At 71.3% G+C, this 14,841-nt stretch carries 14 protein-coding genes; 3 read left to right on the top strand and 11 right to left on the bottom strand.

What is annotated here, in order from left to right; all coding sequences use genetic code 11:
* The first annotated feature begins 26 nt into the window (after positions 1-26).
* Together OG446_RS34085 and OG446_RS34080 are read left to right on the top strand one after the other, a co-directional pair.
* Positions 27-1,067, top strand: a complete 1,041-nt coding sequence (locus OG446_RS34085) for a hydroxyacid dehydrogenase (RefSeq protein ID WP_328897647.1) — start codon at positions 27-29, stop codon at positions 1,065-1,067.
* On the top strand, positions 1,064-2,965 hold the full coding sequence (locus OG446_RS34080; RefSeq protein WP_328897646.1) for a DUF2264 domain-containing protein: 1,902 nt from the start codon (positions 1,064-1,066) through the stop codon (positions 2,963-2,965). Before OG446_RS34085 ends, OG446_RS34080 begins: the two co-directional genes overlap by 4 nt.
* A 55-nt stretch (positions 2,966-3,020) precedes the next feature.
* Here the strand turns inward: OG446_RS34080 and OG446_RS34075 are convergent, their stop codons facing one another.
* Genes OG446_RS34075 through OG446_RS34065 form a run of 3 tightly spaced genes read right to left on the bottom strand, consistent with a single transcriptional unit; the run spans position 3,021 to position 5,955 of the window.
* Positions 3,021-3,653, bottom strand: a complete 633-nt coding sequence (locus OG446_RS34075; protein WP_328897645.1) for a LutC/YkgG family protein — start codon at positions 3,651-3,653, stop codon at positions 3,021-3,023.
* Positions 3,650-5,191 (bottom strand): LutB/LldF family L-lactate oxidation iron-sulfur protein, encoded by a 1,542-nt coding sequence (locus tag OG446_RS34070; protein WP_328897644.1) that lies wholly within the window; start codon positions 5,189-5,191, stop codon positions 3,650-3,652. Before OG446_RS34070 ends, OG446_RS34075 begins: the two co-directional genes overlap by 4 nt.
* A complete protein-coding gene (locus OG446_RS34065) occupies positions 5,188-5,955 on the bottom strand; it encodes a (Fe-S)-binding protein (RefSeq protein ID WP_328897643.1) in 768 nt (255 codons plus the stop codon). Before OG446_RS34065 ends, OG446_RS34070 begins: the two co-directional genes overlap by 4 nt.
* A 262-nt stretch (positions 5,956-6,217) precedes the next feature.
* Here OG446_RS34065 and OG446_RS34060 point away from each other — a divergent pair, with 262 nt between their 5' ends.
* Positions 6,218-7,894 (top strand): L-lactate permease, encoded by a 1,677-nt coding sequence (locus OG446_RS34060; RefSeq protein ID WP_328897642.1) that lies wholly within the window; start codon positions 6,218-6,220, stop codon positions 7,892-7,894.
* Positions 7,895-7,902: 8 nt separating this feature from the next.
* Here OG446_RS34060 and OG446_RS34055 read toward each other — a convergent pair whose 3' ends face one another.
* From OG446_RS34055 to OG446_RS34020, 8 genes are all read right to left on the bottom strand, one after another.
* Positions 7,903-8,661: a FadR/GntR family transcriptional regulator gene (locus OG446_RS34055; protein WP_328897641.1), complete on the bottom strand. Its 759-nt coding sequence runs from the start codon at positions 8,659-8,661 to the stop codon at positions 7,903-7,905.
* Positions 8,662-8,788: 127 nt separating this feature from the next.
* Positions 8,789-9,832, bottom strand: coding sequence for a S66 family peptidase (locus OG446_RS34050; protein ID WP_328897640.1), 1,044 nt, complete (start codon positions 9,830-9,832; stop codon positions 8,789-8,791).
* Between the two features lie 9 nt (positions 9,833-9,841).
* Entirely contained in the window at positions 9,842-10,264 is a 423-nt protein-coding gene (locus OG446_RS34045) for a nuclear transport factor 2 family protein (protein ID WP_328897639.1), read from the bottom strand.
* 99 nt (positions 10,265-10,363) lie between these two features.
* On the bottom strand, positions 10,364-11,143 hold the full coding sequence (locus tag OG446_RS34040) for a crotonase/enoyl-CoA hydratase family protein (RefSeq protein ID WP_328897638.1): 780 nt from the start codon (positions 11,141-11,143) through the stop codon (positions 10,364-10,366).
* 206 nt (positions 11,144-11,349) lie between these two features.
* Positions 11,350-12,456 carry a cytochrome P450 family protein gene (locus tag OG446_RS34035; RefSeq protein ID WP_328898503.1) on the bottom strand — a complete coding sequence of 369 codons (1,107 nt, stop codon included), beginning with the start codon at positions 12,454-12,456 and terminating at the stop codon, positions 11,350-11,352.
* Entirely contained in the window at positions 12,453-13,913 is a 1,461-nt protein-coding gene (locus OG446_RS34030) for a cytochrome P450 (RefSeq protein WP_328897637.1), read from the bottom strand. Before OG446_RS34030 ends, OG446_RS34035 begins: the two co-directional genes overlap by 4 nt.
* Positions 13,910-14,503, bottom strand: coding sequence for a GTP-binding protein (locus OG446_RS34025; RefSeq protein ID WP_148017043.1), 594 nt, complete (start codon positions 14,501-14,503; stop codon positions 13,910-13,912). Before OG446_RS34025 ends, OG446_RS34030 begins: the two co-directional genes overlap by 4 nt.
* Complete coding sequence (locus tag OG446_RS34020; RefSeq protein ID WP_328897636.1) at positions 14,484-14,840, bottom strand: DUF742 domain-containing protein; 357 nt, start codon at positions 14,838-14,840, stop codon at positions 14,484-14,486. Before OG446_RS34020 ends, OG446_RS34025 begins: the two co-directional genes overlap by 20 nt.
* Position 14,841 lies beyond the last annotated feature (1 nt).

The following is a 14,841-nucleotide window of genomic DNA, read 5'->3' as shown; positions in this document are numbered from 1 at the left end:
CACCCCGTCCCGGAATCAGGAGAAGAATGACCGGCACCATCCCCCTCACGCCCACCGGACGACGACGGCCGCGCGCCGCCGTCGCCATGCAGCCGGGCACCGCGGCCGCGCTGCTGAACACCCGGTCGATGGCCGCACTCTCCCAGGTGTGCGACCTCGCGCCACCGCCCGTACTCGACGACTTCACCACCGACCGGGCCCGTGCCGTGCTCGCGGACACGGAACTCCTGGTCACCGGCTGGGGCTGTCCGCCCCTCGACGCGGCGGCGCTCGCCTCCGCGCCCCGGCTGCGGGCGGTGGTGCACACCGCGGGCAGCGTCCGCGGGCACATCACGGACGCCTGCTGGGAGCGCGGCATCGAGGTGTCGTCGGCCGCGGCCGCCAACGCGCTCCCGGTCGCGGAGTACACCGTCGCGATGATCCTGCTCTCCGGCAAACGAGTCCTGGAGCGGGCGCACGCCTACCGCTCGGAGCGAGGCCGCGAGGACTCGCTGACCACCTCGCCGGCCCTGGGCAACTACGGCCGGACCGTGGGCATCCTGTCCGCCTCGCTCATCGGCCGCCGGGTCATCGAGCTCCTGCGCCCCTACGACCTGCGGGTGCTGCTGCACGATCCGTACGTCTCCGACGAGGAGGCGGCCGAGCTCGGCGTCCGGCCCGTCGGGCTCGGCGAACTGTTCGCGCGGAGCGATGTGGTGAGCGTCCACACCCCGCTGCTGCCCGCGACGCGCGGACTCGTCAGCCGGGACCTGCTCATGTCGATGCGCCCGGACGGCGTGCTCCTCAACACCGCGCGGGGCGCCGTCGTCGACCAGGACGCGCTCGTCGACGTCCTGCGTCTCGGTCGCATCCGGGCGGTCCTCGACGTCACCGACCCCGACCGGCTGCCGCCCGGCCACCCGCTGTGGGAGTGCGAGAACGCCCTGATCACCCCTCATCTGGCGGGCTCGCAGGGCAATGAGTGGCAACGGCTCGTCGACCTGGCGGTGGGCGAGGCGGAGCGCTGGGCCGCGGGCGACGGATTCGCCCATCCCGTACGACGCGAAAGGCTGGCCTTCCTCGCATGAACCGTCCGCACCCGAACTCCCCGCTGGAGCTTCCCGCCGACGACCGGGCGGCGAGCCCGTACACCGGCTACACCCGCGCGCACTGGGAGGCGGCGGCCGACGGTCTGCTGCGGGCCGCCTGGCAGTGGGCCACCCCCGGCAGCGCGCTCCTCGACCTGCCCGGACGCCCGTCCGCGTCCGGTGTCCGGTCCGACGGTCTGGAGGGCTACGCGCGCACGTTCCTCGCCGCGGCGTTCCGGGTCGCCGGCGCGGACGGCAAGGACCCGCACGGCTGGCTCGACCGGTACGCGGACGGGCTCGCGGCCGGTACCCGTACGCCGGGCCGGGACGACGCCGAGTCCTGGCCGCTGATCCTGGACCACACCGTCTTCGGCCAGCCCATGGTGGAGTCCGCCTCGGTCGCCATCGGGCTGCGGCTCACCCGGCCGTGGCTCTGGGACCGGCTGGACCCGGCCGTGCAGGACCGCGCGGAGGAGTGGCTGCGCGGCGCGCTTCGCCACATCCCCGCACCGAACAACTGGTACCTGTTCCCCTACTCGGTGGCCGGATTCCTCGAATCGGTGGGCCGCGGGGACGCGGAGACCGCGCGGGCACGCGAGCGGGCACAGGACCTCATGGAGAGCTGGTACCGCGGTCAGGGCTGGTACGCGGACGGTGACGGCCGCGCCTTCGACCACTACAACGGCTGGGCCCTGCACCTCTACCCCGTGCTCGACGCCCGCCTCTCCGGTGACGCCGAACTCTCCGCGCACTACGGGGCGCGGCTGCGCGAGCACCTGGAGAGCTTCGCCCTGCTGTTCGGCGGGGACGGGGCGCCGATCCACTTCGGCCGTTCGCTGACCTACCGGTTCGCCGCCGGTGCGGCGGTCGGGCTGGGCGCGCTCACCGGAGACACCCCGCTCACACCGGGCGCGTCCCGCCGGGTGATCAGCGGGTCGCTGCGCTACTTCCTGGACCGTGGCGCGACGGGCACCGACGGCCTGCTGAGCCTGGGCTGGCACGGTCCGCACGACGCGACCCTCCAGCCCTACTCGGGTCCGGCCTCCCCCTACTGGGCGTCCAAGGCCTTCGTCTCCCTGCTGGCCCCCGCCGACCACCCGCTGTGGACGGCGGCCGAGGAGCCGGCACCGAGCGAGGGGCCGGACCGGGTGCTCGCGCTGCCCGCCCCCGGGCTGCTCGTCCAGTCGACGCGGGCGGACGGGATCGTCCGGCTGCACAACCACGGCAGCGACCATGTCCGGCCGCACGAGGGCGAATCGTCCGTGGCCGACGACCCGCTGTACAACCGTCAGGCGTACTCGACGGTCACCGGACCCACCGCGCGGGCGAACACGGCCGACAACCACCTTTCCGTGGTCGTCGCCGGAACCCGCAGCGGCCGCCGCGCCATCCGCCCACTGGGCGCCGGGGGCGGCGACGGCTGGGGCTGGGCCGCCTCCTGGCACCTGCCGGTCTTCGCGGGTGGGGCGCCGATGGTGCCGGGTCTCCGGGTGGAGAGCGTGACGGTGGTCCGTGGCCGGTACGAGCTCCGGGTGCACCGGGTGCTCGGCGCCCCGCACGGGGCCCGGGTGGAGCAGACCGGCTGGGCGACCGGTCCCGAGTCACCGGTCACTTCCGCGCTGCACGGTCTGCACGGCTGGGAGTCGCGGGACGAGGTACGCGCCCCGCAGGGCACGGCGTACACCCCGTGGGCGGTGCTGCCCCGGCTGGGCGCGGACGCCGAGGGCACGGTGGTCCTGGTGGCGCTCGCCTCGCTGAGCGCGGAGCCGGGAGCGGACGCACTGGACGGAGTGGTGAGCGGGGTCAACGTCGACGGGGACAGCGTCGAGGTGTGCTGGGCCGAGGACTCGGCGACGACCCGGATCGCCTTCGGCCCGGTGACGGTCACCCACGGGTGAGCCGGTAGCGGACGGGGGTGCGCGCCTTCCGGCGGCGCCCCCGCCCCGCTTCCCGTTACACGTCGGTGCGGATCACGACCGCGAGGGTGCGCGGTCCGTGCACGCCCTCGACCCGTTCCAGTTCGATGTCGGACGTGGCCGAGGGACCGCTGATCAGCGTCGTCGGCCGCTCCGGCACCAGACGGGCCACCGCCTCGGGTACGCCCACCTCCACGGTCGACAGATCGACGACGCAGACGTGCAGGTCGGGCACCAGGGACAACGCCCGCCGCCCCTGGTCGGGCGATCCGTCCAGGAAGATCGTGCCCGTCTCGGCGCAGCTGACGGCCGATGCCGTGACGACCCCGTCCAGCGAGTCCAGCCGCGGTGCGGGGATATCGGCGGAGTCCTGCCGGATCTCACCGTCGTAGGCGCTGAGCCACTGCGGGTCGAGGCCCTCGGGTACGCCGATCCGGCCGGCTCCGCGCTCCCGCAGCACCTCGGCGACGACCTCGGCCGTGCGGTCGGCGGTGCAGAGGTGGACCCGGGCCTTGTAGTCGACGAGCCGGTCGGTGAACAGCGCCAGGCGTTCCTCGTCGGGGAGGGAGCGCCCGGTGCGGTAGGCGCGCGGGATCGGGGTGTCGGCTGCGGGTGCCAGGGCCAGGGCGTCCCGGACGCGGCCGAGCACCGTTTCGCGAGCGGTCGTCACTTCTCCTCCTCCTGCTGCTGGTTCTGCGTGTACGTGTCGGCGGCGGCCCGCATGGTCGCGGCTCCCTCGGCCGATGCCAGCCAGGAGCGGAAGGTCTCCTTGGGCGGGGCGGGCGTGTCGCGGCTGTCGCTCCAGCCGTTGAAGGGCGGGGGCAGATGCGAGATCCTCCCGTCCCGTCCGGCGATGACGCGGCCGAGCCCGGATGCCTTCTGCGCGGCCGTGAACAGCTTCGGGTTCTTCATCACTCCGGCCGCCGCCTTCATGGCGAGCTTCTCGGCCGTGGTGCCCGACTGCTCGGTGTGCTGGTGGCGCAGCTCGACCAGCAACGAAGGAATGTCGATCTTCACCGGGCAGGCGTCGAAGCAGGCGCCGCACAGGCTGGAGGCGAAGGGCAGTGAGCTGTTGGGATCGTCCTTGGCCGCGTGCATGCCGGCGAGCTGCGGGGTGAGCACGGCGCCGATAGGTCCGGGGTACGTCGATCCGTAGGCGTGGCCGCCCGCGCGTTCGTACACCGGGCAGACGTTGAGACATGCCGAGCAGCGGATGCAGTTGAGTGCCTCGCGGCCGATCCTGTCGGCGAGAGCAGCGGTCCGGCCATTGTCGAGCAGGACCAGGTGGAAGGTCTGCGGTCCGTCGCCGGGGGTGACCCCGGTCCACATCGAGGTGTACGGATTCATCCGCTCGCCGGTGGAGGAGCGCGGCAGCAGCTGGAGGAAGACCTCCAGGTCCTGGTAGCGCGGGAGCACCTTCTCGATGCCCATGACCGTGATCAGGGTGTCGGGCAGCGTCAGGCACATGCGGCCGTTGCCCTCCGACTCGACGACGGACAGGGTGCCGGTCTCGGCGATGCCGAAGTTGGCTCCGGACACGGCGACCTTCGTCGTCATGAACTTCTCGCGCAGATAGGCGCGGGCCGCGGCGGCCAGGTGCGCGGGGACGTTGTCCAGGGACGGGTCCACGCCCGGGATCTCCTTGAGGAAGATCTCCCGGATCTCGTCGCGGTTGCGGTGGATGGCGGGCACCAGGATGTGCGAGGGCTTGTCGTGGGCGAGCTGCACGATGAGCTCGGCGAGGTCCGTCTCGTACGGGGTGATGCCGATCGATTCGAGGTGTTCGTTGAGGCCGATCTCCTGGGTGGCCATCGACTTGACCTTGATGACCTCCTTGCTGCCGGTCTCCTTGATCAGCCGCGCGACGATCTCGTTGGCCTCGCCGCCGTCCCGCGCCCAGTGGACGGTGCCGCCGCGTTCGGTGACCCTGCGCTCCAGCTCCTCCAGCAGTTCGGGGAGCCGGTTCATGGTGTCGGTCTTGATGGCCGATCCCGCGTCGCGCAGCTCCTCCCAGTCGGGCAGCTCGCCGGTGACGTGGAGGCGTTTGGCGCGGATGGTGTGGGTGGCCCTGCCGAGGTTGCGGCGCAGCTGTTCGTTGCCCAGGTCGTCGTGCGCGGCCGCGGGGAACTTCCGGTCGCCGCGCAGATTGCCGGTCCCGTACGGGGAGCGGGGCGGGGTCGCGGGCATGCCGAGAAAGGTGCTGCTCATCGGGCGGCCTCCGTCAGGACGTGCGGCGCGGTGCGGGTGGAGGAGAGGATCTGGGCCAGGTGCAGGGTGCGGGTGCCGGACCTGATCCGGGAGAGCCCGCCGCCGATGTGCATCAGACAGGACGAGTCGCCGGCGGTGCACACGGCGGCGCCGGTGGTGGCGACGTTGCGCATCTTGTCCTGGAGCATCGCGGTCGACGTGTCGGCGTTCTTCACGGCGAAGGTGCCGCCGAATCCGCAGCAGGCGTCGGCCTCGGGCAGCTCGACCAGGTCGATCGAGTCGACGGCCCGCAGCAGCCGCAGCGGCTTGTCACCGACGCGCAGCATCCGCAGGGAGTGACAGGTGGGGTGGTACGTGACGCGGTGCGGGAAGTACGCGCCGACGTCGGTGGCGTCCAGCACGTCGACCAGGAACTCGGAGAGCTCGTACGTCTTGGCCTTCACCGTGGCGACGCCCGAACGCAGCGCCGCGTCGCCGTAGCGCTCGGCGATGATCTCGTGCTGGTGGCGGACGGAACCGGCGCACGATCCGGACGGCATGACGACCGCGTCGATCGAGGCGTCGCCGAACTGCTCGGCGAAGTTCCGTACCAGCGGGACGGGTTCACGCTGGTAGCCGGTGTTGACGTGCATCTGACCGCAGCAGGTCTGCCCCGGCGGGAACACCACGTCGTGCCCCAGGCGCGCCAGCAGCACCGCCGTGGATTTCACCGCCCCCGGGAAGAGCGTGTCTCCCAGACAGGTGGCGAAGAGTCCGATACGCATGGGGCCTCCCCGATCGATTTTGTGGTCCGACCATACTACCCTCGGTCCGATTCGAGGAGAGGCTCGCACACGAAGACCCTTTCGGGCGACGCGAGAAAGCGCTTTCTCGTACACATCCACCCTTACCGCCCCGGGAAGTGACCTACCCAGCACTTGGTCCGACCTTATTGACATACGACATATGCGGTGTCCTACTGATCGCCGAACCAGCTGTCGGCACGCGGTTCGATCTGCCCCGCACCACTCGACGAGGAGTACTTTCGTGGCCTCCGCACCATCCGCCACCACGCTCGCTTCGTACACACCGGACGTGCATGCCGTCGGCGACAGCCTTCTGGCCACCGCCCTGGTGAGCCTCATCCCGCTCGCCGTGTTCTTCCTGCTCCTGATGGTGGCGAAGCGCTCGGCGCTGGTGTCCGCGCTGGGCTCGGTCCTCACAGCCCTGCTCGTGGCGGTGATCGGGTTCCGGATGCCCGTCGAGCTCGGTCTGCTCTCGGCGTCCCAGGGCCTGGTGTTCGGCCTGTTCCCGGTGATGCTGATCGTCGTGGCGGCCATCTGGTTCTACGAACTCACGGTCGTCAGTGGCAGGTTCGAGGACCTGCGCCGCTCGTTCAGTGCCGTCGGCCGGGGTGACCTGCGCGTCCAGGCGATGCTCATCGCGTTCTGCTTCGGCGGTCTGCTGGAGGCGCTCGCGGGCTTCGGCGCACCCGTCGCCATCACGGCCGTGATGCTGATGGCCCTCGGCCTGCCGCCGGTCAAGGCGGCCGTGACGGTCCTGCTGGCCAACACCGCACCCGTCGCGTTCGGCGCCATGGCCATCCCGGTCACCACGGCGGGCAACCTGACCGGCATCCCGGCCGAGGACATCGCCGCGGTCATCGGCCGCCAGTCCCCGCTGCTCGCGCTCTTCGTGCCGCTGCTGCTGCTCTTCGTCGTGGACGGCACCCGTGGCATCCGCCAGCTGTGGCCGATCGCGCTGGTCACCGGAGGCGTCTTCGCCGTGGCCCAGTACTGGTGTTCCAGCCACTTCGCGTACGAACTCACCGATGTGGTCGCCTCGCTCGCCGGCTTCGGCGCCGCCGTGCTGATGCTGCGCCTCTGGAAGCCGCGCACGCCCGAGGACCAGCACTCCCAGGTGGAGAACGAGGCCCTCACGCCGCGCCGGGTCACCTACGCCGTACTCCCGTACATCCTGGTGATCGCCATCTTCGCCCTCGCCAAACTGAACATCGGAGCGCTCGACGTACCCGAACTCCTCGGGCACCTGAACCTCACCATCGAGTGGCCGGGCCTGTACGGCGAGCTGCTCACACCGAGTGGCGAACCCTCGTCCAGCGCGATCTACAAGCTGGAGGTGCTGGGCAACCCGGGCACCCTGCTGATCATCTCGGGCATCCTGGTCACGCTGATCTACCGCTACGCCAAGGACCGCGACGCCTACCCGATGACCGGGTCCATGGCGCTGTCCGCGGCAGGGCGCACCCTGAAGAACATGCGGGTCGCCATCATGACGGTGGCCACCGTGCTCGCGCTGAGCTACGTGATGAACCAGTCGGGCCAGACCGTGGCCATCGGCACCTGGCTGGCGACGGCAGGCGGGCTGTTCGCCCTGCTCTCGCCGATCCTCGGCTGGCTGGGCACCGCGGTGACGGGTTCCGACACCTCGGCCAACGCGCTCTTCGCCAACCTCCAGCAGACGGCCGGCCAGACCGCCGGCATCGACCCGACGCTGCTGGTCGCCGCGAACACCTCCGGCGGCGTGGTGGCCAAGCTGGTGAGTCCGCAGAACCTGACCATCGCCGCCACCGCCGTACGGATGCCGGGCGCGGAACGCATCCTGCTGCGCAAGGTGGCCGGGTACAGCATCGGCATGCTGGCCGTCCTGTGTGTCCTGGTCTACCTCCAGTCCACGTCGGCGCTCTCCTGGATGCTGCCCTGAGGCCTCTCCTACGCGGTGGCGCCGTCCACGTCGTTCCCGCCGGTCCGGTCCTCGTCGACCAGCGTTCCGTGGAACCCGCGGATGTGGAGCTCGGCGAGGTCGGCCGCCTCGTCACCCTGGTCGACGCGCACCAGCCTCAGCATCTCGGCGTGCTGACGGTTGAGGTGCGCCTGGGTGGCCGGCCAGTCGTCCACCTCTTCGAGGGCTCGCAGGATGAGGGGTCGCACCGACTCCCGGACCGCCGCGGTCAGCGTCGAGGTGAGCGCGTTGCCGGAACTGCTGGCCACCTTGACGTGGAACTGGGTGTCGAGTTCGTTGAACTCCTCCGGCAGGATGCCCGGCTGCGACATCCGGTGGACCACCGCACCCGCCTCGTCCAGGTCCTCCTCGGAAGCGTGCGTCGCGGCGGCGGCGAAACTGGCGCGCTCCAGGGCGACCCGGGCCTCCATCACGTCGTGCAGGCTGTAGCTGCCGAGGGCGAAATGCAGGCGCAGCAGCCGCCCGAGCGCGTCGTCCGGGTTGCGCACGATCCGGGCCCCCGAGTCGGGCCCCCGGCCGGGCTGCGCGACCAGTACGCCGATGGTCTCCAGGACGCGGAGCGCCTCGCGCAGGGCCGAGCGGCTCACCCCGAAGACCGGGGCGAGTTCACGCTCGGGCGGCAGCCGGTCGCCGGCCCTGAGCTTTCCGGCGAAGACCTGCTCCTCGATGCTCTGAAGCACCAGTTCATGCGTCCGCGACTGCCGTACGGGTTGCCATTCGACGGGCATCCGCCACCCCCTGCCCCGGGCCGGAGCCGTTCCGTTTCCGGCCTCGTCTTCTTCCGAATCTCCCACTATGTCACACATGGCATGTGGTCGGACCAGAAAAAGGGCGGACGGTTCCGGGCGAAGCCCTCTAGTACGTCACCACGATCCGGCGGGCCACGCCGTCCACCCGTATCCGTCCGCCGTACGGGATGATCATCTGCGGGTCCGTGTGGCCGAGGTCGACGTCGAGGACGGCCATCGTGTCAGGGGCGTACTCGTTCAGGGCCCTCAGCACGGCCGCGCGCTGCTGTTCGCGATACAGCTCCCCGCCGGCGGCGTCGAGGGGCTGCTCGAAGGACCAGTTCTTGGCGCGGGCCATCAGGAGTGCGGGGAAGCGGCGCAGAAGCCCGCGCTCCCCCATGTTCCGCAGGATCCGGTACACCTCGTCGGCACTGATCATCTCCTCCGAGGTTTCGAGGAACAGCACCCTCCCCTCGTACTCGGCCGCCGGGTGGATCTCCCGGTCGGCCATGAGCATCCAGGACAGGATCTCCAGGTTGCCGCCCCAGCTCGCCCCCTCGACCACCCTGTCGGCCCGGTGCCAGATCCACGCGTCGGCGGGCAGCATGCCGGGTTCGTGGTCGAAGGTGTGCGGGTCCTCCCACCGGCCGTTGATGCTGCCGGTGTCCTTCGCGGGGGTCAGTTCGTGGTCGTCATGGGTGAACAGCGCCGCCCGCAGGGACGCGGCCGTCTGGGGGTGCATGGCACCGGGGCGTCCGAGCTCGACCATCACGGATCCGCCGTGGTAGCCGATGATGCCGAGGCGGTCGAGGAACACCAGCAGGTTGGTGTTGTCGCTGTAGCCGAAGAACGGCTTCGGATGGGCACGCAGCAGCTCACGGTCCAGGTGCGGCAGCACGGTGATCTGGTCGTCCCCGCCGATGCTGGCGATGACCGCCTTGATCGTCGGGTCGGCGAAGGCCGCGTGGATGTCGGCGGCGCGTTCCTGCGGTGTGGACCCCATCTTCCGGGTCGCCGGGTACTCCACGGGTTCCAGCCCGAAGTCGTCGCGGAGCCTGCGCAGCCCCAGTTCGTACGGCAGCGGAAGGATGCCAGGGAGACCGGACGAGGGGGACAGCACGGCGACGCGGTCGCCGGGCCGGGGCTTGGAGGGGTAGCGGGATTCCGTCATTCGTTGAGCCTAATCAGCCGCCTGCGGAGTGTCTGCCGGATATTCGGCGCCGGGCTGCGGCGGGCCGGCCGGGGTGCCCTGATGGAAGTACATCCGCCAGCCGGAATCCGACCGGCGCCACAGCGAACTGCGCCTGACCCGCCTGCCGTTGCTCTCCGAGATGTACGTCAGGTGGACCAGGCCCGGCGCCAGCAGCACACCGGACATCCCGGTGACGGCACTCGGCTCGGGGGTGCTCTCGTCGAGGGCGGACGTGACGGCCAGGACCGACGTCCTGTCGTAGCGCCGCCCCGAGGCGCCGAACTCGGTGAACTCGGGGTCGAGGAGTGCGGTGACCTCGTCGGGCGAGGCGCGCACGCCCGGATCGAGCAGCCTCATTTCACCCTCGACGGCGGCTCGCACGGACCGTTCCTCCTCAGCGCATCCGTTCATGCGTGGACCCTAGGGGAAGACCGTCGGCCGCGCACGGACCCCGCCCCCGCGGTACGGACGCGGGACCGGCAGCAACCTCTCACCCGCCGTCGTGAGGTGTCAGTTGCCGAAGGCACCGTGCCGGCCGGCTCCCCCGCTGAACCGGTCGGCGCCCGCCCGCGTCTCCCCCGCCGTCAGCGGCACCAGACCGTGGCGGTACTCCGCGGCAAGTGCGTCGGACTCGCCCAGACCGTGCTGCTCTCGCACGGAGAGCCGGTCGTGGCGCAGGCAGAGCTGCGGGAACGCGGCGATCTCCCGGGCGAGTTGCTCGGCGGCCCGTCGTGATTCACCCGTGGGGACGAGCCGGTTGACGAGCCCCATCGCGTACGCTTCCTCAGCCGGTACGGGCCGTCCGGTCAGGATCATGTCCATGGCCCGGCTCTCGCCGATGAGGCGCGGCAGTCTCACCGTGCCGCCGTCCACCAGCGGCACACCCCATCGGCGGCAGAAGACCCCGAAGACCGCGTCCTTTTCGGCGACGCGCAGGTCGCACCAGGCGGCCAGTTCCAGGCCGCCGGCCACGGCGTGCCCGGCGACCGCGGCGATGACGGGCTTGCCGAGCCGCATCCGGGTGGGACCCATCGGACCGTCCCCGTCGGCGGCAACGGTGTTGCCACGCTCGGTGCCGATCCCCTTGAGGTCGGCGCCCGAGCAGAACGTCCCGCCCTCACCCCACAGCACCGCTACCGCCGCGTCGGGTTCGTGGTCGAACGCGCGGAAGGCTTCGGCGAGTTGGCGTGCGGTCGGGCCGTCGACCGCGTTGCGGACCCCGGGCCGGGACAGGACCACCGTGAACACGGGGCCGTCGCGCTCGATCCGTACGGCGGGGCTCTCGCTCATCGTTCGCCTTCCCACGGGTTTCGGTCGGGCACGGCGAAGGGCCATGCCTCCGCTGTGCCCCGCTCCCGCGAACCGTACGGGAAGGGGCACAGTGGGCTCCGGGCGTACCGCTCCCGGGCACAGCGAGCGCCGTCGTGCCGCCTCCCGGACCGGCCTGGCGACGCCCGGCCGCACCCCTCCCTCGTACGGTCTGCGCCGCGCGTGAATCAGACGGCCGCGACCTCTGCGGGCCGCAGGATCACCGGCAGCTGCTGGTAGCCGTGGGCGATGAAGGAGGCCTGCGGGACGAGTTCGCTCTCGGGCACGGCGAGGGCGAGGTCCGGGAAGGCGCCGAACAGTGCCCGGAGCGCGATGTCGGCCTCCATCCGGCCCAGCGGCGCGCCCAGGCAGAAGTGGACGCCGTGGCCGAAGGCCAGGTGGTCCATGGACTCGCGGGTGGCGTCGAACTCGCAGGCACCATCCCCGTGGACGGCGGGGTCACGGCCCGCGGCGCCGAAGGCGAGGAGGATCGCATCACCCTTCTTGATCACGACGTCACCGAGGTCGATGTCCTCGACCGCGTAGCGCAGGGGCATGTGCATGATCGGCGCATCGCGGCGGAGGGTCTCCTCGATCACGGCGTCCCAGCCGATCTCGCCGGCCCGCACGAGTGCCAGCTGCTCCGGGTGGGTGACCAGGGCGATGGCGGCGTGGGAGATGAGGTTCACTGCGGTCTCGGACCCGGCGCCGATCATGAGGATCAGCGTGGAGACGAGCTGTTCCTCGTCCAGCTTGGCCTCGCCGTCACGGGCCGCGATGAGGTCACTGGTCATGTCCTCGCCGGGCTCGGCGCGCTTGGCCGCGATCAGGGCCGCCATGCAGCCGAACAGGTCCCCGTAGTCGGCCGCCGCCTGCTCGGGGCTGGCCCCCGTGTTCAGCGCCGCGTCGATGACCCGCCTCATCCAGGACCGCATGTCCGCCGGCACACCGAACAGGTCGCAGATGACCTCGGTGGGGATGACGTAGGCGAACCGCGCGCGCAGGTCGACGCTCTCGCCGGGGGCGGCCTCCTTCAGCTCCGCGATCAGCCGGTCGACGAGCGCCTGGACCAGCGGGCGCAGCGCCTCGGTGCGGCGCGGGGTGAACGCCGTGGAGATCAGGTTGCGCAGCCGGCGGTGGTCGGCACCGTAGGAGGTGAAGGCGCTCACCACCCGGACCCAGACGTTCAGCGACCAGTCCTGCGGAACGGATTCGAGGGCGGGCCAGTGCTGCCGGGGGTCGCGGGAGACGCGACGGTCGGCAGCGAGTTCCCTGATGACGTCGTGCCGGGTCACCGACCAGGCCGTGACCTCACCAGGAAGCTCCACCAGCGTCGCGGAGCCTTCGGCGCGGAGCCGGGCGGCCTCGGCGTGGAGATCGGCGCCGGACGAGTCGAGGACGGGGCATCGGCTGGATTCCATGATTCTCCTACGGAGGCGTCGGACGGTTCGGTGGACGACGTACGAGCGGGGGCGAACGTCACCGGGAGGGCGGTGAGCGCGCGGTGGAACGGGCCCGGGCGCCACGCCAGTTCCGTGGCATTGACGGCGAGCGCCATGTCGGGGAGGCGGTCGAGCAGCATCTCGATGGCGACCTCTGCGATGACACCGGCGGTGTCCCGGGCGGGGCAGGCGTGCGGGCCCGCCCCGAAGGCCAGGTGCGAGGTGTTCGCCGCGCGCTGCCCGGAGTCCACGTCCAGCGTCGGGTCGGTGTTCGCCGCCGCGTGGCTGATCAGGACCGGCACGCCTGCCGGGATGTGGGTCTCGGCGCCGGTGCGCTGGTCGCGCAGGGTGTGGTCGTGGACCGCGTAGACGAACGAGAAGTTCGACAACGGCGAGTGCAGCCACAGCACTTCGTTGAGTGCGTCGGCCACCGTGAGGCTGCCGCCGGTCAGGTCGCTGGCGAAGCGCTCGTCGGCGAGCAGCATCATCGTGCCGGTGGAGATCCAGGCGGTCTGCGGCACCGTCCCGGCACCGATCAGCACGACCAGCTGGTGGATCATCTCCTCGTCGGTCAGCGCGGACGGGTGGTTCAGCAGCCAGGTGGTGAGGTCCGCACCCGGCTTCTGCCGCTTCACTCCGATCAACTCACCCAGAAACATGGCGAGTTCACCGCCACCGGCATGGGCGACGGCCGGTTCGGCGTCCATCATCCGGCTGCAGGCCGAGGCCATCCGCGCGGTGAGTCCGTCCGGGCAGCCGAAGAGCTGGGCGAAGACGAGGGCCGGGATCGGGTCGGCGTACTGGGCGACCAGGTCGGCCTCGCCGTCACCGGCGAACCTGTCGATGAGCTGGGCGGCGCTGCGCTGCACGTAGGTGCGCAGCTGGTGCGGGTTGACGCGGCCGAGCGCGTCGTCGACCGAGGCCCGCAGCCGCAGGTGGCGCTCGCCGTCGGCGAACCAGAGGCTGGGCCGCCAGCCCATCATGGGGACGACCTGGTTGTCGGCCGGGACCTTGCCCTCGGCCAGCGCGGTCCAGCGCCGGGCGTCCTTGCTGAAGTACGGGCTGCGCAGCACCTCGAGGGCCGCGTCGTAGCCGGTGACGAGCACGGCCTCGACGCCGGGGGCCAGCTCGACCCGGTGGGCGACGCCGTCGGCCCGCAGCCGGTCGTAGGTGGCGTGCGGGTCCGCGGCGAACTCCGCCCCGTACAGAACGGGAAGACCCGATGCCGTCGCCTCCCGGGTGGGCTGGTGGGCGGGGCAGCCCGGCGGTGGGGCCGAGCCGGTACCGGTATCGGTGGGCAGCGAGGTCACGACATCTCCTGGTGGCGGGCGAACAGATACCTGACGAGCTCGATCAGCGCGTTCTTCGCGGACTCGCGGTCCCGGGCGTCGCACATGATCAGCGGCGTACCGGGGTCGAGGTCCAGGGCTTCGCGCAGCTCGGCCTCCGGATACTGCGGGGTGTCGGGGAAGCGGTTGAGGGCGACGATGTACGGCAGCCCGTAGCTCTCGACCATGGCGAGCGCCTCGAAGGACTGGTCGAGGCTGCGGGAGTCACCGATGACGAGGGCTCCGTAGGCCCCGCGGGCCAGGTCCTGCCAGATCTGGGCGAACCGCTGCTGGCCGGGGGTGCCGAAGAGGTACAGGGCCAGGTCGTCGGCGAGCGTGACCCGGCCGAAGTCCATGGCGACCGTGGTGGTGGTCTTGCCGGGTACGCCGCTGATGTCGTCGACCGCCGCGCCGGCCTGGGTCATGACCTCCTCGGTCCGCAGCGGCTCGATCTCGCTGACGGCGCCGATCAGAGTGGTCTTGCCCACGCCGAACGGTCCGACCACCATGAGTTTGGCGGTCAGCTGCACCGTGTCGCGGACGTAGATACCGTCAAAGAGCCTGGAGGCCATGCAGCAACTTCTCCAAGATGTGTGCGGTGGCGGCCCGCTCTCCCGCCGCGGAGTTCGCGGCGGGCACGGCGGGCGCGGGGACCCGGGTGACGATGTGGCCGGTGTCGAGCAGGTCGCCGAGCAGGACGCGGGTGACGGTGAGGGGCTGGCCGAGATGGCCCGCGACCTCGATGACCGACAGATAGCCGCCGCGGCACAGTTCGACCACGGCCAGCTGTTCGGGCAGCAGTCCGGCCACGGACCGGTCCGGGACGCTGGTCACCATCGTGATCACGTCCAGGACATGGGTGTTGCGGGTGGGCCGCGCCCGTCCGCCGGTGAGGACGAACGAGCGCACC

Source organism: Streptomyces sp. NBC_00236 (assembly GCF_036195045.1).
Classification (GTDB): domain Bacteria; phylum Actinomycetota; class Actinomycetes; order Streptomycetales; family Streptomycetaceae; genus Streptomyces.
The sequence above is the reverse complement of the archived record's forward strand: the minus strand, read 5'-3'. Positions and strand labels throughout refer to the sequence as shown.

Excerpts from the sequence above, each read along its gene's own strand:
- OG446_RS34040 (WP_328897638.1), bottom strand. The coding sequence starts at position 11,143 with ATGAGCGAGAGCCCCGCCGTACGGATCGAGCGCGACGGCCCCGTGTTC.
- OG446_RS34070 (WP_328897644.1), bottom strand. The coding sequence starts at position 5,191 with ATGAGCAGCACCTTTCTCGGCATGCCCGCGACCCCGCCCCGCTCCCCG.
- OG446_RS34025 (WP_148017043.1), bottom strand. The coding sequence starts at position 14,503 with ATGGCCTCCAGGCTCTTTGACGGTATCTACGTCCGCGACACGGTGCAG.
- OG446_RS34065 (WP_328897643.1), bottom strand. The coding sequence starts at position 5,955 with ATGCGTATCGGACTCTTCGCCACCTGTCTGGGAGACACGCTCTTCCCG.
- OG446_RS34045 (WP_328897639.1), bottom strand. The coding sequence starts at position 10,264 with ATGAACGGATGCGCTGAGGAGGAACGGTCCGTGCGAGCCGCCGTCGAG.
- OG446_RS34085 (WP_328897647.1), top strand. The coding sequence starts at position 27 with ATGACCGGCACCATCCCCCTCACGCCCACCGGACGACGACGGCCGCGC.
- OG446_RS34055 (WP_328897641.1), bottom strand. The coding sequence starts at position 8,661 with ATGCCCGTCGAATGGCAACCCGTACGGCAGTCGCGGACGCATGAACTG.
- OG446_RS34080 (WP_328897646.1), top strand. The coding sequence starts at position 1,064 with ATGAACCGTCCGCACCCGAACTCCCCGCTGGAGCTTCCCGCCGACGAC.
- OG446_RS34050 (WP_328897640.1), bottom strand. The coding sequence starts at position 9,832 with ATGACGGAATCCCGCTACCCCTCCAAGCCCCGGCCCGGCGACCGCGTC.